The following is a 24,817-nucleotide window of genomic DNA, read 5'->3' as shown; positions in this document are numbered from 1 at the left end:
ATTCAGATTGACTCACAATCTATACTTCTTCAGGGCACAACGCGCGATGCAACACACACGCTCCCCGTCTTCAGGACGCGCCAAGTGTGCAAAGGGCTTTTCAACAGCCTGCTGAGCGCCAACCTCTGGTAAGCTCCCCTGCGAGAAGGTCTCATTGTTCGGAGGATAAATGTTCACTCGCTGCTCTATTCACCAACGCGCGCTTTTTATACCCGCAGCTGCCAGCTTGCTATTAACTGTCCCGCTTGCGGGTATCGCCAACGAAGCCGACAGCACATCGGACACCGCTCCCGGCCGCCATGCTCTGGGCACCGTAAAGGTCAGTGGCGCCAGCAACAACAGCTTGGCGGGTGAACTCCCCACCGGCACCGTGGTGATCGACCGAGAAGCCATCGACAGCCTACCGGCAACAAACCTTGCGGAAGTGCTGGACAGCGTTGGCGGTCTGCAAAGCAGCCGCCTGTATGGCATCAACGGCAGCAGAACCAGTGTAGACCTGCTCGGTTTCGGCGCCACTGGTAACCAAAACACCCTGATTCTGTTAAACGGTCGTCGGCTATCCAACATCGATCAAGCCCCGCCGCAACTAACCGGCCTCCCCCTTGCGGCCATTGAGCGCATCGAAGTGTTGCCTGGGGCCGGAGCCGCCCTGTACGGCAACGGCGCTGTAGGCGGGGTGGTTAACATTGTTACCCGCCGCCACTACCGCAATAGTGCCGGGGTGGAAATCCACAGCGGCAGTTACAGCAACGTGGGCGGAAATGTTTATGCCACCGGCAGCCATGACAACGTGAGTGGAGCCGTGGCCCTGAGCACGCAGGACAGCGACAGCTATCGGGACAACAACGCCCTGCGCAACGACAGCGCCTTCGCCGATCTGCGTTACCATCAAGACCGCTTTGAAGCGTATTTCACTGCCAACGGCGAGACACAATCCCTGGACCTACCCGGTGGCCGCGATCCACGAGCATTCAACAATGACCCGCAAGGCGCCGATACCCCCAACGATGAGGCCGAACAGGAAAGTTACTGGCTGATGCCTGGCATACGTATTGGCATGGCCGGCAACACTGCCCTAACCCTGGACGCCAGCCGCCGCCGTCAAACCCAGGAATACCGCTACCCCTCCGGCGGTTTCAATGGTGAATCCGTGGTCGACAGCTACAGCTTTACCCCCAAGCTAGAAGGCCAGACCGCCACCGGCAGCGCTATCCATAACTGGACCTTAGGCTTCGATCTGCACGAATACGATTACACCAGCCGCACCAATTTCGGCGATCGTGAGCTAGAACAGAGCCAGCGTGCTTGGTACGTGCATAACCTGGTTAGCCTAACCCCGAAACTGTCTGTCAGCGCCGGCGCCCGCCATCTGGAAAGTACGCTCAGCGGAGAAGGTGCCGACAAGGAACAAGACGGTGAAATGTACGAGGGGGGCATCCGTTATACGTTCACTGGCAACTTAGCCCTTTTCGCCGGCGCCCAGCGCAGTGTGCGAATCGCCAACGTGGATGAGCTTTCGCCCTTTAATCCGCCCGCTGATCCACAAACTGGCCACAGTTACACCACCGGGGCCAGCTGGTCGCAAGGACGTCAGCATTCCACCCTCACCTTCTGGCGTGCCGAAATCGATAACGAAATTGTTTACGACCCCATCGCTTTCGCCAACCGCAATCTGGATGATCGGACCATTCATAAAGGCGTTAGTATCAACTCCCATTGGCAGCTGGATAAAGATATCACCTTCACCGCTAATGCCAGCGCCCAACAAGCCCGCTTTGATGGCGGACCATTCAGCGGCAACGATGTGCCCCTGGTACCCGAACACACCATGAAGTTAATCGCCGACTGGCAGGCGCTATCCTGGCTATCCGCCCAGATCAGTCACCGCTATGTGGGCGACCGACACTACGATGCTGACCTGGACAACGAATACCGCAAGTTGGACCACTATCGCACCACTGATCTGCAACTGACTGCCCGCTATCGCAAACTCTATCTCAAAGCCGGTGTCTACAATCTGGAAGATAACGTGAACGCCGACTACGGTAACTACAATCCGGCCAGCAGCAGCGCGGTACTCTACCCGCTGCCAGAACGCCATTACCGAGTTGCACTGGGCATGGAGCTGTAATGAGTGACACCAACAAAACCCGCATCAACCGGGTTATAACCCGCACCGGCGATGCCGGCGAAACCGGACTGGCCGACGGCTCTCGAGTAAGCAAACATGACCCTCGCATTGTGGTTCTCGGCGAGCTCGACGAACTGAATAGCGCCCTTGGGGTGTTACGCGCACGCCCGCAAGATGCAGATTTGGATGCGTTGTTGGGTTTAATACAGCAAATGCTGTTCGACATCGGCAGCGAACTGGCGATTCCCGGCCACAGGGTAATTGATGATCATGACCTGGTAGAGATGGAATCCCAAGCCGATACTATTAATGCCGAACTGCCACCACTGAAAGAGTTTGTCCTTCCTGGTGGGCACCCTGATGCCGCCTGGTGCCACCACTGCCGCACTGTGGCACGCCGACTGGAACGCCACGTGATAGCCCTGCGCGACGCCGACGAAGACGCGGTCAATCCCGTAAGCCAGGCGCTGATCAACCGGCTTTCCGACCTGCTCTTTGTCATGGCACGGCTGATCAACCTACGCCACGAGCACCCTGAAACTTTGTGGGTCCCCAAAGCGGACCGCTAACAGCGTGCCACATGCCCGATGCTTGAGGCCAAACATGAAAAAAAGAGCGCCCATTCCTGTGCGTTTCTTTACCTGGATTCAGGCGTGTGGCTTTGTATTATGGAAAGATTGTGCAAACCGGCCCACCTCTAACGCTAGCGCGCTACACTGAATGCCCTGACTGATGATGTAGCGCCATGGGCATTCGCAATAAACTGTTTCTGATTTTCCTGGGCACCTTTCTGGTTCTTATCCTAGCCGCCAGCGGATTCTATTATCTGTCTTTCGTGCGTAGCCTCGACACTTACTTGGACGAACGCCAGCAATCCCAAGTGGAACGTCTAGCCAATCACCTGGGCAACCTGTACCAACAGCAGGGCTCTTGGCAATTTCTTCGCGATGACCCCCGTCGCCTCAAACGGCTTTACTGGCTAGCCGGGGATCGAGAGGAAGGAAAAGACGAGCGCGGCGATCACCGCCGCCTGCAATTGCTCGATGCCCACAAGCGTGTGCTGTTTGGCCCGCCTGCCCCGGAAAAATACCGTATTGACGTTCCTATCCAAGATAATAGCCGCATCGTGGGCTATCTAACCTACCCAGATCAGGAAGCTATTCGCGACAAACTAGACCGCCGCTTCATAGGCCGGCAACTTCGTTTTGCCCTGTGGATGCTCTGTGTGGGGCTTGCCTTATCTCTACTGGTCTCCTGGCTGCTGGCCCGCCATCTGGTGGCACCAATTCTGGCGCTCTCACGCCATACAAGAGAATTACAGGAAGGTAATTACGACTCTCGCCTGGCCAGTGATCGCCGGGATGAGCTCGGCACCTTGACCCGCCAGGTCGACCAGCTCGCCGAGCGGCTCGATCAGGGCCAACAGGCGCGTCAGCGTTGGTTCTCAGATATCGCCCATGAACTGCGCACTCCGGTAGCCATTCTGCAAGGCGAGCTAGAAGCACTTTGCGATGGCATACGACCATTGAATCAGGAAAGCCTGAAAGGATTAGAAAGTGAGGTCGCTCAACTTACCCACCTGATTAACGACCTACACGACCTGGCATTGGCCGACGGTGGCAATCTACGCTACCAGTTCCGTTTGGAAGACCTGAGCAGCCTAATAGAAGACGTTCTCGACAGTTATCAAAGTTCGTTCGCACAACGTGGTATCACCTGTAAAACCAACTTACCCGACCAAGCTCTGATCCAGCAGGATCCTGTGCGCCTACGTCAGTTACTGGATAACCTGTTCCAGAACAGCCTCAAGTACACCGCCGACGGCGGCGAGCTATCGGTGTCCCTGAGCAAACAGGAAGACAATACCTGGCAATTGACGGTGGACGACAGCGCACCTGGCGTCTCCGACGATGCCCTACCTAAACTGTTTGATCACTTGTACCGAGTTGAGAGCTCGCGCAATCGCCGCACCGGCGGGTCGGGCCTGGGACTGGCCATTTGCCAACGCATTGTCCAAGCCCATGGCGGAGTGCTTCATGCAGAGCACAGCCCTCTGGGTGGGGTTCGTATCCATATTTCGTTACCGGGACATGCCCTATGAGCCACATCCTGATCGTAGAAGATGAGCCTCGCCTGTCACAACTTGTGGCAGATTATCTACATCACGCTCATTTTCAGACAAAACAAACAGACAGCGCCAAAGCTGCCATGGCCATGGCCCATGAGCAGTCCTTTCAAGCGATCATACTAGACTTGATGCTACCCGACGGAGATGGCATGGAGGTGTGCAAGACCATCCGCCAGCACAGCAATGTACCGATTATTATGGTCACTGCCCGGGTTGATGAAGTGGACCGGCTACTGGGGCTAGAACTGGGCGCAGATGATTACATCTGCAAACCCTTCAGCCCTCGCGAACTGGTGGCCCGGGTGAAAGCGGTGCTACGACGCGCCAACCCCGAATCCCCCGAACAAGAGCACAGCTTGCAACTGGACGAGGAACGCTACGAAGCCATTCTCAAACAGCCACAGGGCCAGCAACGCATTGGCCTTACCGCTATTGAATTTGCCTTGCTGAGCACTCTCTCTCGCCAGCCCGGCCGTATCTGGTCCCGAGACCAGCTAATGGACGAGATATACAACGATCACCGCGTGGTTTCCGACCGCACCATCGACAGCCATATTCGTAAATTGCGCCGTAAACTCAGCGACGGCGATGAGCAGTCCCATGACTGGATTGGCAGTGTATACGGGGTAGGGTATCGGCTAGAAACACCATAACGGCCCCAAGGTTCGAACCTCAAACTGCACGTTAAAACGCCCATCCTGGATTTTGTACTTTTCTACACTGAGGCCGCGCCCAACTCTGGGCGAGGCCTCAGTGGTTGTGATCATGAAACTGATCATCGTATTGTAGCGTAACGTGAGGGTGTAGCTGCTTCTTCCTTTTTTCCTGCATATTCCTTGCACCTTTTTACGCAATACTCTTTCCATCACATTCAACGGCTCAATTAGAGTCACAAGGAGAAAGCCCCATGAAAAAGATCGCTATCGTTGTTCTAGCTATTTTTGCCACATCCGCTTTTGCCATGGGTCCCGGTCACCGGGGCGGTGAAAAAATGGTGGAACACATGACCAAGAAACTGGAACTGACCGAGTCACAAAGTGCCGAACTGAGCACCCTCTTTAAAGAGCAGGGCGAAAAAAGGAAGGCCCTGCATGATGAAACCCAAGAAAAGATCAACGCTCTACTCACCCCAGAGCAGCAGGAAAAACTCAAGCAGATGAAAGAAAAACGTGAAAAGCGTGGCGACGATCGCCGCGAAAAAAAGGAAAAACGTTAACCCTTTGCTTTTAGTGCACTTTAAAAAAGGCCTTCACACGAAGGCCTTTTTTTATTCCTCTTGGCTACGTTTGCCAGCTCAATTACAACAATGCCTGGCGCATATCCGTTAATAACTGGCTCAAATAAGTCGTAAATCGTGCGGCTGCTGCACCATCAATGACTCGATGATCGTAAGACAGGCTCATTGGCAGTATTAACCGCGGCTGGAACTCACTCCCATCCCAGACCGGCTGCATATCGGAGCGGCTGACGCCGAGAATCGCCACTTCCGGCCAGTTTACAATCGGGGTGAACGCCGTACCGCCAATCCCCCCCAAAGACGAAATACTGAAAGTCCCGCCCTTCATGTCCGCAGGGGTCAGCTTCCGATTACGGGCTTTCTCTGCCAGTTCGTCCATTTCCTGAGCAATCGCCTTTAGCCCTTTTTTATCCGCATCCTTGATCACCGGCACAACCAATCCATTAGGTGTATCGACTGCGATACCAATATTGATATACCGCTTTTCAATCAATGCTTCGCCGCTATTTTCCAAAGAGCTGTTAAACCGTGGATATTCCTTTAACGCCCGTGCACAGGCCGCTACTAGGAAAGCCAACATGGTGAGCTTTACCCCTTCACGTTCAAGACGCTTGTTCTGGCTCTTACGAAACGCCTCCAAGTCGGTGATATCCGCATTGTCATGCTGGGTTACATGGGGAATAGTCAACCATGAACGGGTCAGATTCTGCGCCGACACCTTGCGCAGCTTGTTCAACTCAACGCGTTCAATTTCACCAAACTGGCTGAAATCGATTTCTGGCAAGTCTATCGCCATTCCACCCGCTGAGCCCCCGCTCTGTGGCCCCTCCAAACGCTGCTTCACATAGGCATGCACGTCATCTTTGAGGATGCGATCTTTCGGGCCAGTGCCGCTGACCTGGGACAAATCCACCCCCGTTTCCCGGGCCAATTTGCGTACCGCCGGGCCGGCATGAACGGGGCGGGAAGGCGAGCCACCTGCATCAGAGGGTTGCGCACGGGACGGTGTAGAACCGCTAGAAGAAGCCGTTTCAGGAGAGGAATCCTGCTCTGCCCCATCCTGTTCGCGCTCAGGCTGTGCACTCTCTTCTGCTGCCGGCGTACCGGTAACGGCAAGGGTAATCAACGCATCACCACTACCAACCTTATCGCCGACACTAACGTTAACGGATTCCACCTTGCCGGCTTTTGGTGAGGGAATTTCCAAAGACGCCTTGTCTGATTCCACCACTACGATGATTTGCTCTTCATTAAGCTCATCCCCCACGGCCACATTCACTTCAATGATCTCTGCGGCATCAATGTCGCCCAGATCCGGCACCTTTACGGTTTCCGATCTACTTGCAGCCGGCTCGGCAGCCTTATCCGCATTATTGTCTGAAGTGGACTTTGTCTGCTTCTCCGATGCATTTTCATTCTGCGTCTGCGAACTAGCATCGTTGGTTTTACCGCCCTTGGTGGTCTCGTTTTCTGACTCAGAGTCCGATACATCTTCGGCGCTATCGGTAGCGTCACCGTCGTCGACCTCCAGCTCCATTACTGCATCGCCCTCCTTAACCCTGTCACCCACCTTTACACTAATAGAAGCCACCTTCCCGCCCTGGGGCGCCGGCACTTCCACCGTGGCCTTATCAGATTCAAGCACGATAATCGTGTCTTCAGCGCTAATGGTATCGCCGACGTTAACGCTGATCTCGATGATATCAACAGGATCACTGCTGCCCACATCGGGAACATATATTTGCGTTTTACTCACACCTTAACTCCTTATGGTGAGATCACTGATCGGTAATCAGTGACGGGTGCGATTAATGCATCACCGGATAGGGTTTATCCGTGTCAATGCCGTATTTCTCGATGGCCTGTTTTACTAGCCCTACCTCAACTTTGCCCTCTTTGCGCAGGGCATTAAGAGCGGCCAGAACCACGAAGTAACGATCGACTTCAAAGAAGTGACGCAACTTCTGGCGCGAATCACTGCGCCCGAATCCATCCGTTCCTAGAACCGTGTAAGGCGCGTTCACCCAGGGACGAATCTGGTCGGCATAGGCCCGCATGTAATCCGTTGAAGCAATCACCGGACCACTACGGCCATCCAGGCATTTTTCTACCCAGTTTGCCGGACGCTCTTCTTCCGGGTTGAGCATCTCATCGCGGTCCATTTTCAGGCCTTCACGGCGCAGTTCGTTAAAGCTGGTCACACTCCACACATCAGCCGCAACGTCAAAATCTTCCCGTAGCAGTTCTGCCGCCGCTTCCACTTCACGTAAAATCGTACCGCTTCCCAGCAGCTGCACTTTAGGGCTTTTCTTGGTCTTCGCTTTACCTTCGCGCAACAGATACATGCCCTTGCGGATACCTTCTTCGGCCCCCTCGGGCATGGCCCCATGAATGTAGTTTTCATTCATCAACGTCAGGTAATAAAACACCCTTTCGTTATCCTCATACATGCGTCTGAGGCCATCTTGAAGAATCACCGCTAGCTCATAACTGTAGGTGGGATCGTAGCTGACACAGTTGGGTACCGTGCTGGAAAGAATATGACTGTGACCATCCTGATGCTGCAGACCTTCACCGTTAAGCGTAGTGCGCCCTGCTGTGGCCCCCAATAGAAAACCCCGTGCCTGTGAATCCCCTGCTGCCCAGGCCAGGTCGCCCACCCGCTGAAAGCCGAACATGGAGTAATAGATATAGAACGGAATCAGGGTAAAATTATGAACGCTATAACTGGTAGCTGCGGCAAGCCAGCCGGACATGGCGCCGGCCTCATTGATCCCTTCTTCAAGAATTCGGCCCTTCTTTTCTTCCCGGTAATACATGATCTGGCCGGCATCTTCGGGTTCGTATTTTTGCCCCCCAGAGGAATAAATACCTAGTTGGCGGAACAGACCCTCCATACCAAAGGTGCGTGCTTCATCAGGCACAATAGGCACCACCCGATCACCAATCTGCTTATCCTTAATCAGGGTGCTCATCATGCGCACAAAGGCCATGGTAGTGGAAATTTCCCGGTCACCACTCCCTTCCAGAAAGTTGGCAAATACATCCAGCCCAGGGATGGTTAACTGCTGACTCGCTTTGCGTCGACGCACAGGCATGTAACCACCCAATTTGTCGCGCTGCTCCTTCATGTAACGCAGCTCCGGGGAATCATCCGCTGGACGATAATAGGGAACATCTTCTAGCTGTTCATCGGTGAACGGCATATCGAAACGGTCTCGGAAATCCTTCAGGCTCTCCAAGTCCAGTTTCTTCATTTGGTGAGCCTTGTTCACCGCTTCACCGGCACCGGTGGCGTAGCCTTTAACCGTTTTGGCCAGAATCACCGTCGGCTGACCCGTATGGTTCACCGCTTCATGATAGGCCGCATACACCTTGAACGGGTCGTGGCCACCCCGGTTCAGTCGATACACATCGTCGTCACTCATGTGCTCAACCAGTTTCTTTAGCTCCGGATTCTCACCGAAAAAGTGTTCGCGGGTATAAGCCCCGCCATTTTTCTTATACGCCTGATACTCGCCGTCCACACATTCTTCCATGCGGCGGCGCAACAGGCCCTTGCTGTCTTTTTCCAACAACGGATCCCACAAACGCCCCCACACGACCTTGATAACATTCCAGCCCGCACCACGGAACACACCTTCCAGTTCCTGAATGATCTTGCCATTACCGCGCACCGGGCCATCCAGTCGCTGCAGATTACAATTCACCACAAACACCAGGTTATCCAGCTTCTCTCGGCCTGCCAGGCCAAGAGCGCCGAGGGACTCGGGCTCGTCCATTTCTCCGTCACCAAGAAATGCCCACACTTTGCGGTTATCCTGCTGGATTAATTCCCGATTCTGCAGGTACTTCATGATATGGGCCTGATAAATGGCCTGAATCGGCCCCAGCCCCATGGATACAGTGGGGAATTGCCAAAAGTCCGGCATCAGCCAAGGGTGCGGGTAAGACGAAAGCCCTTTACCATCCACTTCTCGGCGGAAATTATCCAACTGCTCTTCACTGATACGCCCTTCCAAGTAGGCCCGCGCGTACACGCCCGGTGCCGAATGTCCCTGAAAGAACACCAAATCGCCCTCGTTTTCTTCACTGGGGGCACGGAAGAAATGGTTAAACCCCACATCATAAAGCGTGGCCGAGGAGGCAAAGGAAGCAATATGCCCACCCAGCTCATCATCGTTATCGATGTTCGCTCGCATGACTGTGGCCATGGCATTCCAACGGATCAGAGAGCGAATGCGGCGCTCCATGAACATGTCACCGGGAATGGCGGCTTCGTCTTTGGGAGCAATCGTATTCAGGTATGGCGTATTGAGGTGGGTACGATAAACGCCCTGCTCTTGGGCTTCGTTAGTAATGACGTCGAGTAACCAGGCTGCTCGCTCCGGGCCCTCGCGCTCGACCACAGATTCTAGGGCTTCGAGCCACTCTCGGGTTTCTGCCGGATCAACGTCATCAAAAAAACTACGTTTTTGCATGGGCGTGCGTCCTTTTTCGCGTTGCCAAGCGCCGTCGCAGGATCACTGCAACGACGCTAAAAAGAGGCCCAAAGGGTGGCTGGGCCTGAGACTTGTGGTGTCGCTGTACCGGAGGCTAAGCAGCATGACTGCCGCGTTACCGGTGACGCTTTATACTAGCGCTGCAGACCGGTTGTCGGTCAAGCTGGCCAGTGGCGAGAACGTTTAACCAGCACAATATGCTGACCATTTTTCCAGTTATTTCACTACCTTGAACCCGGCGCCAGCAAACGTAAATTCGACCAATGTCGGTTATTTTGGACCCTTTTTCCTTCCCATAGGGGCTATTGAGAAACAGGGTCCTGCTTGCCATTCTCATAGCAGCATAATCCACAGAGCGGCCACAATCAGCCAGATGGCGACACAGCGCAGCAGCAAACCGTGCAGCGCTTCCAGCTGATCCAACGCGATGTTCAGCGTGGCGGGGCAGGCCTCAGAGCTTTCTTCCTGCGCCACATGAGCCACAGACAGAAGCAGCGAAGCAGACGGGGGCAACTGCCACCAACTACCACGCATGCGGTTCATCGCCGCACTGAAGTTACCCGCCAGGGCCATGCTGAGGATTAGCAACTGCCGGGGTGGAAGGCTCAACCAGTTATCCAGTGTCTGTTGCCAGACTGGAGCATCTTCTTCTCTGCCATGTCGTCTCTTATGTTGTAACCAGGCATGATTCATCACCACCAAGAACGCGGCACCAAAGCCTAACAAAACCAGCCAGAAAATCGCCACGAACAGCCGCTCCTCACGCGCCAAGATCTGCTCATTCAATTGCTGGTGGTAGGCCGGATCACCGGGCACCCCAGTCACGGAAAATTCGTCAGTAGCCAAGGCCGAAAAGCCATCTGGATCATTCATGCGACCGCGCACCAGTAGCTCATCCACATAACGAAATTCACTGTAACTGCCAAGCAACCAAAGCAACAACAGGATGCCCAGCCCCAAGACGAGCAGCTGGCCCCAGAAACCTGATAACCAGCATGCAGCCCAACCAATCAGCACAGCAGGCAACAGCACCGCAACCCACCAAACACGAGCCGGCTGGCCAATGCGGCTGCCGCATCGCTGCAACCAACGCTGATGCCGTTCATCATCTGCCAGCAATGTAGACCAACCAAGGTCCATCCGTCGCAACCCCATAACCACAATAAGAACGATAAACTTCATGCTCTTTTCTCCTTAAAATTGGCTAATTCCTGACGATAACGCAGCCAGTCGAAGGCAGGGCCCGGATCCGTTTTTCTTCCCGGCGCAATGTGCTCATGGCCAGCAATACGAGCGTCGACAATAGCAGGATAGTGATGCTGCAAAAGCCTCGTAAGCGCAACAAGGGTAACGTACTGGGCGGTTTCATAAGGCATTGTATCGGCACCTTCTAGCTCGATACCGATGGAAAAATCATTACAGTTTTCACGGCCCTGGAACGCCGAGAGCCCAGCATGCCAGGCACGCTTGTCGCACGGCACAAACTGCAACAGGCTGCCATTGCGACGAATCAAGAAGTGAGCCGACACCGTCAGCTGGTGGATGGTTTCAAAATAAGGGTGTTGCGCCGGATCAAGACAGTTCTGAAACAACGCCTGGATATGGCCACTACCAAATTGCCCCGGAGGCAAGCTGATGTTGTGAATCACCAGCAGGGAGATATCAGCAGGATCAGGACGATCGTTGAAATTAGGGGAGGGGCACCATTGCGCCTGGTCGACTCGATGTTCGGAAAGGGTAAGCACCCGCGCAAACTCCTCTTGCCTGCGCCTAAGGAAGCCGGTGCTGCACTTTAGCCCTTAGTGCTGCACATTGCCTTGCATACGACGCAGGTCGCCAATAACTGCTTCCAAAGCCCGATCAAACAGGGCTCCTTCTTCGATGAGTTTAACAGCCCCATTATGCAGGGCAACGGCCAAGGTGTAAGCGGAATACTCCTGTACCTTAATGCCACGGCGGTTGGTGAACACTATTTTCACGCCAGCACGGATATTCGCCGCCAACTTCGCGCGACGGGGTTCGTCGTTGTCCTGAATTTCTATCCATTGGCCGGGTGCCAGCTGGCTGCATTTTTTCACCAAAAAATGGTTTTCTGGCAATTCAGGAGCGGTCTCTGGCTGTGCCGGTTGGGCGGGCAGCTCCGGCTCCACTGCCACCCTCTCGGTCTGCAAGCCCTTGAGTAACCGGTGGTGCACATCACGGAATTTAACCAACAACTGCTTGGTTTCCATCGCATCGTGATTAATCTTCGTCAGGCCGTCATGCAAGGTCTTCAGCAACTTGGGGCTGAGCGTCTTGAGTTTCTCTAGCGCGTCCTGATCTCGGTGCTCCAGCACACTCCAGACCACCGCATCCACTACCTTCACCTGCTGCTGCCACAGAGGACTATTCTCCCCCTCATGCAACCAAGTCAAATACAAAACCTGCTGCCACCCCTGGCGAAGCAAGCGTACGACCACATCCGGTAGTTGCCGTCCAGCCATACGGTTATCCAGTACCGTCACCACTTCACGGCGAGCCTGCTCTGCACGGGCCTTGCCCTCTTCCGCTTCACGGACCCGCTGTTCCACACGGTCGGAGCGAGTTTTCTGGCTATCGAAAAATTGCTGAAACTCCTGCAATAATGAGGAGAACAGGCTGGCATCATCTTCATAGTCATCAATGATGCGATGCACAGCATGATTAATTCGCTGATATAGGTCATCCTGAATACCCAGATGGGGATCCCACTGGCTGCCTGCTCGGGCCAGCATGTTCAGTAATAAGCGGGCCTCGTGGTTGTCGTTATTAAAGAAGGCCTTATCCATAATCGCCACTTTCAACAGCGGGATCTGCAGGCGGCCAAGCAGTGCCTTGATGTCTGAGGGCAGGCCTTCGTCATCCAGAATGAAGTCGAATAGCAAGGCCACCAGATTAATGACATCGTCATCAGCCTGATCCAGTGCGTGGATGGCTTCACCATGCTCATTGTCGAGCAACTCGGATAGGTCCGTTTTCAGGTCGGCACGCTCTTCACCTTCATCCTCCCCTAGACTACGCTCTACCCGTTGCAAGCGGTTCAGTACACCGAGTAGATCATCCGAATTAACCTGATGCACCGACGCCGCATTGGCCAACGGAGCACCGTTCATATAAGGCACCCCGTTTTGCATAACCGCCATAGGTGCCTCGCTAGCGACGTCGGACGCACCATCACCCGGTCTAGCCTGCATGCCACGCATGGTAACCAGCAGCTCCTGAAGCAGACCGAACACTTGATCGTTACTGTGCACGCCGGCATTGCCCGCTGTGGGCATGACGTTGTCATTACCTTGGCTGGCCAGCGAACGGGAACCGGGCTTGTGTGCCGGAGCGATAGGGGCGGACTTCATCTCCGGAAGCACCCCCGCATCAATCAATACCTTGTTGGCCTCACTGACCAGATAGCCGGTTTCAGCCATCACCTCCCGCTCAAACAGCTTGAGAATAATCAGACGAGCCTTGATATCTAACGACAGCTTTTCCAAGCCTTCACTAAAGCAGGCCACCAATTGACGAGGTTCAAGGGGATTGTTGTGCTCGTTCACCTCCCGCTTGCTTTCAAATAAGTACTCAATACGGTGGCAAAGCACCTTCAACTGCTCGTTACAGCCGTTACGGGCCCGGCGAGCCATATTATCCAGCGCCACGGAGGTTTCTAACTCGTCCTCGTTGACCAGCGTTAAGGAATCCAGGTCTACCGGGTTCTGCTCCAGCGTTTGCGTTTCCGGCGGCCTCGCTAGGCTTAAAAACTGATGGTTGAGCGCCTGCTTGAAGCTGGCCACCAAACCAGACCGCTGGATACGCAGCTCACGCATTGCCTCGAAATAGCGCTCACGCTCTCCGTCTGTCTCTCTCTCGGCAAGGTCGTACAACTTATCATCAGCGCCATCCAACATATCTCCCAGGTAAGCGCCACTCAGGAAAAGATAGCGAGCACACACCTTCTCAAGGGGCCGTGGCATACGGCCTGGCAAGACCTTCCCGGAAACCGGTTTCAGCTGTGTAACCTTGGACATTGCTCCCCCGGCAGGCGAACCTGCGACAGGCTGGTGAGAAACATGAAAACAAGACAAAAATGGCACTAACGTTTTAATTCTTTATTACTATAACATTAGCAACCTGTAGCAAGATTGAACTAGTTGGCACTGAGAGAGCTGCGTACGAGCAATCACAAACAGACTCGCAGCTTTCCCTGCCTCAGAAATTCCCCTAGCCTAAGACTTTTCGGGGATTGGACGATAGCCATGGAACAGACAGTCACCATACTCAAACAGATTAGCGGTCTGCTGTGGGGATGGCCGGCGCTCATTCTCATCGCGGGCACCGGCATATACTTGACGCTTGTTCTCGGCTTCCTGCCCCTACGCCAGCTGGGCTTTGGTTTTCGGCAAATGCTTGGCCCCCAGCGCGGTGTTGGCACCATTGGCGCAGGCGCCGCCCTCGCCACTTCCCTGTCTGCCACCATTGGTACCGGCAATATTGTCGGCGTAGCCACTGCTATTCACTCCGGAGGCCCCGGAGCACTGGTATGGATGTGGCTGATTGCCTTGGTGGGCATGGCCACCAAATACGCCGAAGCCGTACTTGCCGTGCACTTCCGGGAAAAAGATGCCGCCGGTCAATATGTGGGCGGCCCCATGTACTACATCAAGAATGGTCTGGGCAAGAACTGGCACTGGCTGGCCATCGCCTTTGCAGTATTCGGCATGATTGCCGGCTTCGGTATTGGCAACAGTGTTCAGGCCAACTCCGTGGCCCACGGCCTCAGCGACAGCTTTGGCCTGCCCCCTTGGATCACCGGCGTCACTCTAGCGGTACTGGTCGCCATGGTGGTACTGGGCGGCATGAAACGGATCGCCACCGTCGCAACGTTTATCGTGCCCTTCATGGCGCTGGCTTACCTACTGGCGGGCTTGGTGGTTCTGGCGGACCACGCCAATGCCATCCCTGGTGCATTGGCTTTGTGTTTTGAAAGCGCTTTCACCGGCACCGCCGCCGCCGGGGGATTTGCCGGGGCACTGGTAAAAGAGGCAATCCGTTTCGGTATGGCTCGGGGTATTTTCTCCAACGAAGCCGGCCTAGGCAGCGCACCCATTGCTCACGCCTCCGCCAACACCGACCACCCCGCCAGGCAAGGCTCAATCGCCATGCTCGGCACCTTTATTGACACCATTATTGTCTGTTCCGTCACCGGGCTGGCGATTGTTTCCACAGGCGTGTGGGACAGTGGCGTTAAAGGCGCTCCCCTTTCCGCCCTGGCGTTTTCGTCTACCTTCGGCAGTGCCGGCAACATCATCGTGGCCTGTAGCCTGGCCGTTTTTGCCTTTACCACCCTGCTCGGCTGGAGCTTATACAGCGAACGCTGCACACAGTTCCTGTTCGGCAACAAAGCGATCATGCCGTTTCGTATCGTCTGGGTACTAGCTATACCCTTGGGTGCGCTTGTCAGCCTGAACTTTGTTTGGGCATTGGCCGATATCATGAATATCCTCATGGCCGTGCCAAACTTGATCGCTCTGTTATTATTGTCGCCCATTGTGGTTCGGCTGAGTCGTGAGTTCTTCGCCAACCGCCCAGATTAGCCACTGACGGTTGACGGCCCCGCCATCAACCGCCATTGTCATGGCCCCTTGCCCTTACCCTCAACCCTAGAGAGTGAGGGCAAGGCCGTGATCAGTAACCGTATTAAGAGATCCCATGACCATCGCCAACCTCCCCGACTACGTGCGTGACGATATCACCCGCAATGTGACCTTTGCTCTAGAAGAAGATATCCGCGATGGCGATATCACCGCCCAGCTGATCGACGCAGACAGCACCAGCAGCGCCACCATCATCACCCGTGAAGATACCACCATGTGCGGTATTCCCTGGGCCGACGAAGTGTTCAAACAGCTGGGAGAGGTGGACGTTGAATGGCATGTCCGTGATGGCGACCGCCTCTCGGCAGAATCCACCCTGTGCACCCTGCGCGGTAACACTCGCAAGATACTCACCGGCGAACGCACCGCCCTCAATTTCCTGCAAACCCTGATGGGCACCGCCACCACCGCCCGCCGCTACGCTGATGCCGTGGCCGGCAGCCAGGTCACCATCCTCGACACCCGTAAAACCCTACCCGGCTTACGCGCCGGCCAGAAATACGCGGTACTCTGCGGCGGCTGCCAAAACCACCGCATCGGCCTCTACGACGCCTTCCTCATCAAGGAAAACCATGTGGCCGCTTGCGGCGGCATCACCCCCGCCATCGAGCGCGCACGGGCGTTGGCGCCGGAAAAGAAAATCATAGTGGAAGTGGAAACACTGGCGGAGCTTGAAGAAGCGGCCGGACTGACGCCGGATCAGATTATGCTCGATAATTTTAGCGTAGAAATGCTGGCAGAAGCGGCCGGTATGGCAGTTGAATCAGCATTGGAAGTATCAGGCAATTTGACTGTGGGTAATGCGGCAGAGCTACCAAAGAGCCGGCACTGGTTTTTGTCTTCCGGAGCGTTAACCAAGCATGTAAGAGCTATTGATCTCTCTCTTCGCATAAGGTAAGGAAGCCCTCAAAATAACCACGGAGCATGGGCACACCAAGGCCCTTTTCAGACTCCTACAATTTACCCTGCAACCAAAACCTTGGCGCACCTGATATATTTTCAGTCGAGACTTGATAATAAAAAATTGACGAGCTAAAGAAGGCCAGCACAATCATAAAAGCTCCAACGGCTCGCTTTCCGCTAAAATTCGTCAGGAAATCAGGCCTAGGCCTCTCTGAAACGACATTTTCAAAAGCAAACCCCACCGCTAGCGCCAGCAATAACATTGAGGGGGCGATCATGGTTAGGCCACTTACTTGCGCATAAGAAAGAAAACAGACAATCGTTGACCCGCCGACTATATGTAACATGGACTGATCGGCCACATATCCTGCTCTGAGGTAAACTGTAGCCGCCTTTATTAGCAAATAAACAGCAATAATTGTTACCAAAGCACCATATTCATACAACGAGGCAATCAAAATATTGTGGGGATGTGCTTCAGGAACACTACTGAGCTGAGAAAACGAAAGCGGCCCATTCCCAAGCAAAGGGGATTCAAACCAGCCTTGAATCCCCTCTCTAAACAAAGCAATTCTTCCGGTATCTCGATAAAGACTGGCAATATAATTTTCTTCTACCCTCAAAAAACTGCTATCAAAATAAAATAAAAAATACAATGCAGTCCCAATCGCCGCATACATCAGCAAACGCATAGAGTATTTTTTTCGCGCCCTACCTTTACAAAAAAAAACTAAAAACATCGCCACAGCCAACCCTGAAAGAAAGCTTCCTCTAGCCATAATTATTAGGACAAATAAAAATAAACCGCCTCCAACAAGTGTGGAAAAAGGAAGAACAACCCTTCTGTAATCAGACAAACAGCTTTCTATTCCTGGCAGCATAAAAAAACCAAGAACCAAAAAACCTGCAGCATGATTAATATTAGCAAAACCAGAAATCACAAAAGCGGGATCAACCACGCCCTGGCCCAGCAATAAATACGTTCCAAAAATCACATAAATAAAATACAAAGAAAGTCCCACAAAAAAAATCACAGAAATGATTTTTTTATTTTGTGTCGCCACGAAAGCCCAAGAAAATGGAAAAATTAATAGCAAGACGGCCCATAGTAAAAACCTTGTCTCTTGTGCCCAACCGGCCACACCAGCACTTCCCAAAAAAGCACTTAACATCGACAGCGCACCCATCACCCAGAACAGAAAAGGGACTTTTCTCAAAGAAATGAAGGGAACCAAAAAAAGAAAAGAAATGGAAAGGAAGACGATCTCAATAGAACGCTGATGATCAAAGGGGTGCAGCCCTCCAAGAAGAAAGAATGGCTGAACCATCAACAAGAAGGAAAGTGACAAACCTAACAGGACAAGCCATTCAAACCTGATAAATAAAAAAGAGGAGGCTAACGCCCCCTCTTTATTCAAACGAGCCATCCGAAATTAAGAGCGGCAGCTAGCTGGCAAGAACTTGTTAATACTTGTAGCAGAAGGTGCGCAGCTCCAGCTAACACCACCACCAGAACTCAGGCTTGGAGTCAAGCTAATAGATGCCGCATCAAGAGTGTCATCATTGGTTCCTTGGATTGCAACCACCACCTGTCCATCAGCACCAACAGTGACAGACTCTACATACGTACTGGTAATGTTTTCGGCCTGATCCATTCCAACTGCGCTATTAGAGTTGCAACCTGCCGTCGCATTATCATTCTGGATACATTCAGTCACCGCAGTTTTAGCGGATGCAGCAAAACCAATAACTTCTGACATTTTTGCACGAGTTGTATAATCCTGGTAAGCAGGCAAAGCCACGGCAGCCAAGATGCCGATGATAGCAACTACAATCATCAGCTCAATAAGGGTGAAACCCTGTTGCATTTGCTTCTTCATTTTGTTTTCTCCAATCATTGGCAAATTTTTTCGAGCTCCCCCTTGGCGAGCATCTACATGAAGTCAAAGCATGGAGCGTGCCAACTTAAACTTATTCTCGCGAAATCATGTAAGAGCGGGAGTTTCCGTGTTCAGCATGCCTCCCCACCTAGAAATTCACAGCAACAACGTCCCTCCCTCACACCAATTAACGTCACCTAATGACGCTCAGCGTCACAACCCAAGAGGTATGCGTCATTTATCAACATCCACTCGGTCGATTTGCCGCACCATACCTAGCGAGCAACACTGCTCACAACTTTACCTCCACTCTATCTTCCATGCGTTGCAAGCAACTGATATGGCTATCTTCCATTTTCCGCCTCACCGGGAGCACTTTTTGTAAGGTATAGGAAAATACAAAAATAATTGAGAACCCGATGGCAAGATACCGATTTTGCGATATCCGGACTTCCCAGCAATGGGCACACCCGGTATGTTAGGAAAAAAGTGTTGGCCGTACCGACCATACTAAGCATAAACAAGCAGGTTTCCATGACTAGCCAAACCACCTCATTTAGCGGCTTACCGCATCGATTAATACAGCAGGGCCTGCTAGACGCAGAGAGCATACAGCTAGCCCTGCAACAGGCTCGCCAAGAAAAAACCAGCCTTATTAAACAGATCGTTGCTAGTGGGAAACTTACGGCTAGGCAGGTAGCAAGCGCCGTTGCGGAAGAATTTGGCGACCCTATTTTTGACCTTAACAGCTTCCAGCGCGATAGCTTAGTAAAGGACCTTGTCGACCCTAAGCTGATCAATAAACACAACGTACTCCCCCTTTACCGGCGCGGAAGCCGCCTCTTTGTTGCGGTATCCGATCCTACTAATTTACCTGCGCTAGAAGAAATCCGTTTTAATACTGGCCTTAATGTAGAAACGGTGATTGTTGAGGAAGACAAGCTAAGCCAATGGATCGAAGCGTTGGAGTCCGAGACCGAAGATGATGCCTTTAGCGACCTGGATGCCGGACTAGAAAACCTGGACATTAGTTCGAATGAAGAAACAGAAGATGAAACTCAATCTGGTGCCGATGATGCACCAATTGTCCGCTTCGTGAATAAACTTCTTCTTGATGCCATTAAGGGCGGAGCATCAGATTTGCATTTCGAGCCCTATGAGAAAACCTATCGGGTGCGCTTCCGTCAAGATGGCATCCTGCAAACCGTATCGAAACCACCTATCAATATCGCCAACAAACTTTCTGCGCGCCTAAAGGTCATGTCTCGGCTGGATATTTCAGAACGTCGAGTCCCTCAGGATGGCCGGATAAAGTTGAAAATTTCCAAGACACGGGCCATCGATTTCCGGGTGAACACCTGCCCCACCTTATTTGGTGAAAAAATTGTATTGCGTATTCTGGACCCGGAATCCGCAAAGATGGGCATCGAGGCTTTGGGTTATGAAAATGATCAGAAACAGATGTACCTGGATGCCCTGCATAAACCACAAGGCATGATACTCGTCACTGGCCCCACCGGCTCAGGAAAGACCGTTTCACTATACACCGGAGTAAACATTCTCAATACGCCAGAACTCAATATTTCCACCGCCGAAGACCCGGTTGAAATCAACTTGGAGGGGGTTAACCAGGTTAATGTGAACCCGAAACAAGGGATGAATTTCTCATCAGCACTACGTGCCTTCCTACGCCAGGATCCCGACGTCATTCTGGTGGGAGAAATTCGTGACTTAGAAACAGCAGAAATAGCTGTGAAAGCGGCCCAGACAGGTCACCTGGTACTTTCCACCCTCCACACTAACAGCGCACCGGAAACTCTAACTCGTCTTCGCAACATGGGCGTTCCCTCCTTCAACATTGCCACCTCGGTATTATTAATTATTGCCCAACGTTTAGCCCGGCGCCTGTGTGAAAACTGCAAAACTCCAGTGGATATTCCTAAACAATCCTTGCTTGAGATGGGTTTCACGGAAGACGATATCGCCAACGAGTTTACTGTGTACGGACCGGTAGGGTGCGACAAATGCAAGAACGGCTACAAAGGGCGCGTGGGGATTTATGAAGTCGTTAAAATCACAGACGGCATCGCGCGCATTATTATGGAAGAGGGTAACTCTATCGAAATTGCCGACCAGTGCCGCAAGGAGGGCTTTAATAACCTTCACCGCTCCGGATTGGTAAAAGCAATGCAAGGGGTTACCAGCCTAGAAGAAATTAACCGTGTCACAAGCGGACATTGATTATGGCGACTAAATCAACACAAAAAAAATTAGCCACTTTTACCTATGAAGGCGTGGACCGTCAGGGAAAAAAAGTTAAAGGGGAAACCTCAGGTAAAGGTGCCGCACTGGTTCGTGCGGAACTACGCAAGCAAGGCATCAATGCAAAAAAAGTAGCAAAAAAGCGTGAGATAAATTTGGGGGGTAAAAAAAAGGTCACCCCCATGGATATTGCTATTTTTACCCGCCAAATGGCCACAATGATGAAAGCCGGTGTACCTTTGGTGCAAGCTTTTGAGATTGTTGCTGATGGGCTAGACAACCCAGCAATGAAGGTTGTCGTAATGAAGCTAAAGACAGAAGTAGAGGGGGGGAATAATTTTGCTGGCGCACTACGAATGCACCCACTTCTTTTCGATGATTTATATTGCAGCCTTGTCGACGCAGGAGAACAATCGGGCGCCCTCGAAACAATGCTGGACCGGGTAGCTCTTTACAAAGAAAAGAGTGAAGCCTTAAAACAAAAAATCAAGAAAGCCTTAAAGTACCCAATTGCCGTTATTTGTGTTGCAGTTATCGTTACAGCAATCCTCCTAATAAAGGTAGTGCCAACTTTTAAAGAACTGTTTGAAGGATTTGGCGCTGAGCTACCCGCTTTTACTCAATTCGTAATTAACCTATCCGAAGGGCTTCAATCTAACTTTCTTATAATCATTCTATCCCTAATCGGTTTTTCCATCGCATTTAACGAGGCACGAAAGCGTTCGGAAGGGTGTCGAAACTGGATAGATCGTACACTACTGAAGCTTCCTATCATCGGCGACATTACCTTTAAAGCGACTATTGCTCGTTACGCCCGCACGCTCTCCACTACTTTTGCCGCAGGCGTTCCGCTGATTGATGCTCTAGATGCCTGTGCAGGAGCCACAGGCAACGTAATTTATCGAAAAGCTGTATTACAAATAAAAGAAGACGTTTCCACCGGACAGCAACTACAGTTCGCTATGCGCAGCACAGGTGTTTTCCCCTCCATGGCACTACAAATGACCGCCATTGGTGAGGAATCAGGGGCACTTGACGCCATGCTAGAGAAAGTGGCGATCTACTATGAAGACGAAGTTGATAATGCTGTTGATGGATTAACTAGCATGATGGAACCCTTGATTATGTCTGTGCTAGGCGTACTTATAGGTGGCCTAATTATTGCCATGTATCTGCCAATTTTCCAGATGGGCCAAGTTGTAGGTTAATCATGATTTCAGATTCCCTGATGCTTCTCTCTTCCAGTCCGACCCTTCTGATCGGGCTTTGTGTTGTTATGGGGCTGCTGGTAGGCAGTTTTTTAAATGTAGTCATCCACCGTTTACCGTTAATGATGGAACGAAGCTGGAAGCAAGAAGCCCGTGAAGTGCTTGAGCTACCAGCGGAAGAAACCGATGGTATTTTCAACCTAGCAACGCCGCGCTCGCGCTGCCCGAAATGCGGCCATGCGATCCGCTGGTATGAGAATATCCCAGTGCTTAGCTGGCTTGCCCTGCGCGGTAAGTGCAGGGGCTGCAAAACACCGATCAGTAAGCGCTACCCCATTATCGAAATTGTCAGCGGGATCCTGGCGGGACTTTGCGCCTGGCACTTTGGTTATGGCCCCTGGTTGGCATTCACGCTTTTTGCTACCTGGGTGTTGTTAGCTGCTGCCATGATTGATGCGGATACTACATTACTGCCAGACACCCTAAATTACTGGCTATTGTGGGCAGGCTTGCTGGCTGCAGTGACGGGGGTGTCTCCGGTTTCACTAAATGATGCTGTCATTGGCGCGATGATGGGCTATTTATCCTTGTGGAGCATCTATTGGCTATTCAAGCTAATCACCGGCAAAGAAGGTATGGGCTACGGCGATTTCAAGCTGTTGGCTGCACTGGGTGCTTGGGTTGGCTGGCAATACCTACCCGTGATCATTCTATTATCGTCTATCGTGGGGCTAGTCTTTGCTATCGCCATGATGATATTTAGCGGTGAAAGGCGCGCGCAAATCCCCTTTGGCCCCTATCTCGCCACAGCCGGGTGGATTGCCTTGCTCTGGGGCGATAGTATCGTCAGCTCGTATCTGGGTATGTTTAAACTCTAACGCAGGCACGCCCCACATATCACGCTTGCTTTCGCACCGTGTGTGAGTAGGTGGCGTGATGCATGCAAGCGGAAGTGATTATGTTTGTTGTTGGCATCACTGGTGGAATAGGTAGTGGTAAAAGCGCGGCCACGGATTATCTGGCCCACCAAGGCATAACCATTGTGGATGCAGATCTGGCGTCACGAGTGGTCGTGGAGCCAGGTCAACCCGCCCTGCTGGCGATTGCCGAACATTTTGGTAAGCATGTCATCACCGACGATGGTGCTCTGGATCGGCGGGCTCTACGCGAGATTGTCTTTGCTGACCCAGACGCGCTAAAAGCTCTGGAAGGTATTACCCACCCAGCCATCGGTGATGAGCTACGACGCCAGATCGCCGCCAGCCAATCAGCCTACACAGTACTGGTTTCTCCCCTGTTGCTGGAAACGTCACAAAAAGAACTGGTGGACAGAGTCCTGGTCATTGATGCTCCCGCAGAGTTACAGGTGGAGCGCACGATGACACGAGATCAAGTTCCTGAAGCACAGGTCGCGGCCATCATGAAAGCACAGCTGGAGCGGACCAAGCGACTAGATCAAGCAGATGATGTAGCGGAAAATCACGGCTCGCTAGAGGCCCTCCACGAACAGCTTCAAGTGCTACACCAGCGTTATCTGGAACTCGCGCAAGCAACGTCATAAAGATGGACACGTGTAAAAAAAATGACTGACAACACCCCGGCCAAGAAACCCACACAGACTTATCCCTGCCCCCAGTGTAAAAGCCTAACCCGCTGGGACAACAACGCCTGGCGTCCGTTTTGTAGCGAACGCTGCAAGCTTATTGATTTAGGGGATTGGGCGACCGAGCGCCATGCCATTCCCGGCGCCGATGATGCGCCAGGAGATTTTGAGGAATTTTAAGAATTTTTTGCCGCAACAGGCTATGAGTTACCATAAGACATTGAAGATACTAGGTTGCGCCGCTACCACGCTCAGTCGACTAGGCGGGGGCCTGTAGAGTATGTGGAAGCCCATCACCGCCAAAAAGCTCGGATCCCCGCAACACCAACAGCACCGTAGTCACGAGCGCTGACCAGGTCCCCCGGCATAACTCCGCCCAACGCATAACAAGCAAGCGGTGTCCCTTTCATTAGCACCTCAGCCTGCGGCCAGCCTAATACAGGTTTACCCGGGTGTGTTGGCGTGGGCAAGACCGGCGAAACCAGCGCCATATCCAGGCCAAGAGACACAGCCTTGTCCCGTGAGGCCAGATCATGAACCGCTGCACTAGTGATCCCATCAAACGCGGGGCGTTCATCCAATTGCGCCAGAACTCGCCCTGGAAAATGCAAGGCAAATACACCCAGCGCCTTCGCTATCACCTCGCTCTGTGGACCTGAAGCTCGCAGCCAGACCTTTAGGCCTTTTTTATTACAGAGCCCCACGATGGTCGACACTTCAGCATGGTCGCTCCACTGCCGCAGATAAAGCCCCTGTCGCCCTGCATCCAATCGATCAATACCCGCCAATAACTCATGAAGTGAGATATCCTCCGGAGCAATCACCAATTGTTCGGGCAAGCGTATTGCATTCACCACCGGTTGATTCGCCGCCGGAAAGCGCAAATCCGCCAATGCCTGCGGAACAAACCACTGCACCGATTGCCCTTCCTTCCCTTCAGGTTCGCCTTGCCAGGCATGCACATCGCGAAAGTGCAAGGTCACATGTAAATCATCGTACTGATGGGCAATCGTTATAAAGGGGGTAGAGATTGCGTCCACCATGCCGAGCTCTTCCTCTAGCTCCCGAGCCAAGGCTGCGCCCAGCGTTTCACCTGGCTCCACCTTGCCACCGGGGAATTCCCAGCAGCCACCCTGATGCTGGTGGTCAGCACGCTTGCTCAGGCAAATATGGCCACTACCACGAATAATACCGGCAACGACAATGATTGAAGGGGTTGGGCTTGTTGGCATGGGGGTTTTCCAAATCTCTGCGAGAAGCTGCGTGCAAGCAAGCTCTTTACGCGCTCAGCGGTTTGTCA

At 52.8% G+C, this 24,817-nt stretch carries 20 protein-coding genes and 1 pseudogene; 13 read left to right on the top strand and 8 right to left on the bottom strand.

All coding sequences use genetic code 11. From position 1 onward, the window contains the following. Positions 1-169 precede the first annotated feature (169 nt). The 6 genes and pseudogenes from AS19_RS03250 (at position 170) to AS19_RS03230 (ending at position 5,475) form a co-directional block, all read left to right on the top strand. Positions 170-2,131 carry a TonB-dependent siderophore receptor gene (locus AS19_RS03250; RefSeq protein ID WP_011587913.1) on the top strand — a complete coding sequence of 654 codons (1,962 nt, stop codon included), beginning with the start codon at positions 170-172 and terminating at the stop codon, positions 2,129-2,131. Next, positions 2,131-2,700 (top strand): cob(I)yrinic acid a,c-diamide adenosyltransferase, encoded by a 570-nt coding sequence (locus tag AS19_RS03245; RefSeq protein WP_011587912.1) that lies wholly within the window; start codon positions 2,131-2,133, stop codon positions 2,698-2,700. The genes AS19_RS03250 and AS19_RS03245 overlap by 1 nt, the downstream gene beginning before the upstream one ends. 176 nt (positions 2,701-2,876) lie before the next feature. Further along, positions 2,877-4,232 (top strand): ATP-binding protein, encoded by a 1,356-nt coding sequence (locus AS19_RS03240; RefSeq protein ID WP_011587911.1) that lies wholly within the window; start codon positions 2,877-2,879, stop codon positions 4,230-4,232. Next, a pseudogene (locus AS19_RS14310) lies at positions 4,229-4,507 on the top strand (response regulator); the annotation flags it as partial. The gene AS19_RS03240 and the pseudogene AS19_RS14310, both read left to right, overlap by 4 nt. A 45-nt stretch (positions 4,508-4,552) precedes the next feature. Further along, on the top strand, positions 4,553-4,912 hold the full coding sequence (locus AS19_RS14305) for a winged helix-turn-helix domain-containing protein (protein WP_369796371.1): 360 nt from the start codon (positions 4,553-4,555) through the stop codon (positions 4,910-4,912). A 254-nt stretch (positions 4,913-5,166) separates the two neighbouring features. Then, complete coding sequence (locus tag AS19_RS03230) at positions 5,167-5,475, top strand: hypothetical protein (RefSeq protein ID WP_011587909.1); 309 nt, start codon at positions 5,167-5,169, stop codon at positions 5,473-5,475. A gap of 82 nt (positions 5,476-5,557) precedes the next feature. Here the strand turns inward: AS19_RS03230 and aceF are convergent, their stop codons facing one another. The 5 genes from aceF to AS19_RS03205 form a co-directional block, all read right to left on the bottom strand. After that, a complete protein-coding gene (gene aceF, locus AS19_RS03225) occupies positions 5,558-7,252 on the bottom strand; it encodes a dihydrolipoyllysine-residue acetyltransferase (RefSeq protein WP_046961692.1) in 1,695 nt (564 codons plus the stop codon). Positions 7,253-7,304: 52 nt separating this feature from the next. Then, the gene (gene aceE, locus AS19_RS03220) at positions 7,305-9,977 is read right to left on the bottom strand and encodes a pyruvate dehydrogenase (acetyl-transferring), homodimeric type (RefSeq protein ID WP_046961691.1); all 2,673 of its coding nucleotides are present in this window, start codon (positions 9,975-9,977) and stop codon (positions 7,305-7,307) included. Positions 9,978-10,331: 354 nt separating this feature from the next. Continuing rightward, the gene (locus tag AS19_RS03215) at positions 10,332-11,180 is read right to left on the bottom strand and encodes a membrane protein (protein ID WP_035460670.1); all 849 of its coding nucleotides are present in this window, start codon (positions 11,178-11,180) and stop codon (positions 10,332-10,334) included. Continuing rightward, entirely contained in the window at positions 11,177-11,743 is a 567-nt protein-coding gene (gene ampD, locus AS19_RS03210) for a 1,6-anhydro-N-acetylmuramyl-L-alanine amidase AmpD (protein WP_035460667.1), read from the bottom strand. The genes AS19_RS03215 and ampD overlap by 4 nt, the downstream gene beginning before the upstream one ends. A 54-nt stretch (positions 11,744-11,797) precedes the next feature. Further along, entirely contained in the window at positions 11,798-14,035 is a 2,238-nt protein-coding gene (locus tag AS19_RS03205) for a DUF1631 domain-containing protein (protein WP_046961690.1), read from the bottom strand. A 228-nt stretch (positions 14,036-14,263) separates the two neighbouring features. Between AS19_RS03205 and AS19_RS03200 the strand changes: the two genes are divergently transcribed. Together AS19_RS03200 and nadC are read left to right on the top strand one after the other, a co-directional pair. Next, a complete protein-coding gene (locus AS19_RS03200; RefSeq protein ID WP_011587903.1) occupies positions 14,264-15,601 on the top strand; it encodes a sodium:alanine symporter family protein in 1,338 nt (445 codons plus the stop codon). 115 nt (positions 15,602-15,716) lie between these two features. Next, entirely contained in the window at positions 15,717-16,559 is an 843-nt protein-coding gene (nadC, locus tag AS19_RS03195; protein WP_046961689.1) for a carboxylating nicotinate-nucleotide diphosphorylase, read from the top strand. A 55-nt stretch (positions 16,560-16,614) separates the two neighbouring features. Here nadC and AS19_RS03190 read toward each other — a convergent pair whose 3' ends face one another. Both AS19_RS03190 and AS19_RS14200 read right to left on the bottom strand, forming a co-directional pair. Then, complete coding sequence (locus tag AS19_RS03190) at positions 16,615-17,982, bottom strand: O-antigen ligase (protein ID WP_046961688.1); 1,368 nt, start codon at positions 17,980-17,982, stop codon at positions 16,615-16,617. A 15-nt stretch (positions 17,983-17,997) separates the two neighbouring features. Further along, entirely contained in the window at positions 17,998-18,444 is a 447-nt protein-coding gene (locus AS19_RS14200; protein WP_046962267.1) for a pilin, read from the bottom strand. 534 nt (positions 18,445-18,978) lie between these two features. On the opposite strand from AS19_RS14200, the gene pilB reads away from it, so the two are divergent. The 5 genes from pilB (at position 18,979) to AS19_RS03160 (ending at position 23,697) form a co-directional block, all read left to right on the top strand. After that, on the top strand, positions 18,979-20,685 hold the full coding sequence (pilB, locus tag AS19_RS03180) for a type IV-A pilus assembly ATPase PilB (protein ID WP_046961687.1): 1,707 nt from the start codon (positions 18,979-18,981) through the stop codon (positions 20,683-20,685). Between the two features lie 2 nt (positions 20,686-20,687). Then, on the top strand, positions 20,688-21,914 hold the full coding sequence (locus tag AS19_RS03175; RefSeq protein ID WP_035460653.1) for a type II secretion system F family protein: 1,227 nt from the start codon (positions 20,688-20,690) through the stop codon (positions 21,912-21,914). 2 nt (positions 21,915-21,916) lie between these two features. Further along, on the top strand, positions 21,917-22,792 hold the full coding sequence (locus AS19_RS03170; RefSeq protein WP_011587897.1) for an A24 family peptidase: 876 nt from the start codon (positions 21,917-21,919) through the stop codon (positions 22,790-22,792). A 62-nt stretch (positions 22,793-22,854) separates the two neighbouring features. Next, positions 22,855-23,475, top strand: a complete 621-nt coding sequence (coaE, locus tag AS19_RS03165; protein WP_011587896.1) for a dephospho-CoA kinase — start codon at positions 22,855-22,857, stop codon at positions 23,473-23,475. Positions 23,476-23,496: 21 nt separating this feature from the next. Next, a complete protein-coding gene (locus tag AS19_RS03160; RefSeq protein ID WP_011587895.1) occupies positions 23,497-23,697 on the top strand; it encodes a DNA gyrase inhibitor YacG in 201 nt (66 codons plus the stop codon). A 113-nt stretch (positions 23,698-23,810) separates the two neighbouring features. On the opposite strand, the gene AS19_RS03155 is transcribed toward AS19_RS03160, so the two are convergent. Further along, positions 23,811-24,749, bottom strand: a complete 939-nt coding sequence (locus AS19_RS03155; RefSeq protein ID WP_046961686.1) for a Nudix family hydrolase — start codon at positions 24,747-24,749, stop codon at positions 23,811-23,813. Between the last annotated feature and the right edge of the window lie 68 nt (positions 24,750-24,817).

The organism is Alcanivorax sp. NBRC 101098, from assembly GCF_001010505.1.
GTDB classification, from domain to species: domain Bacteria; phylum Pseudomonadota; class Gammaproteobacteria; order Pseudomonadales; family Alcanivoracaceae; genus Alcanivorax; species Alcanivorax borkumensis.
The sequence above is the reverse complement of the archived record's forward strand: the minus strand, read 5'-3'. Positions and strand labels throughout refer to the sequence as shown.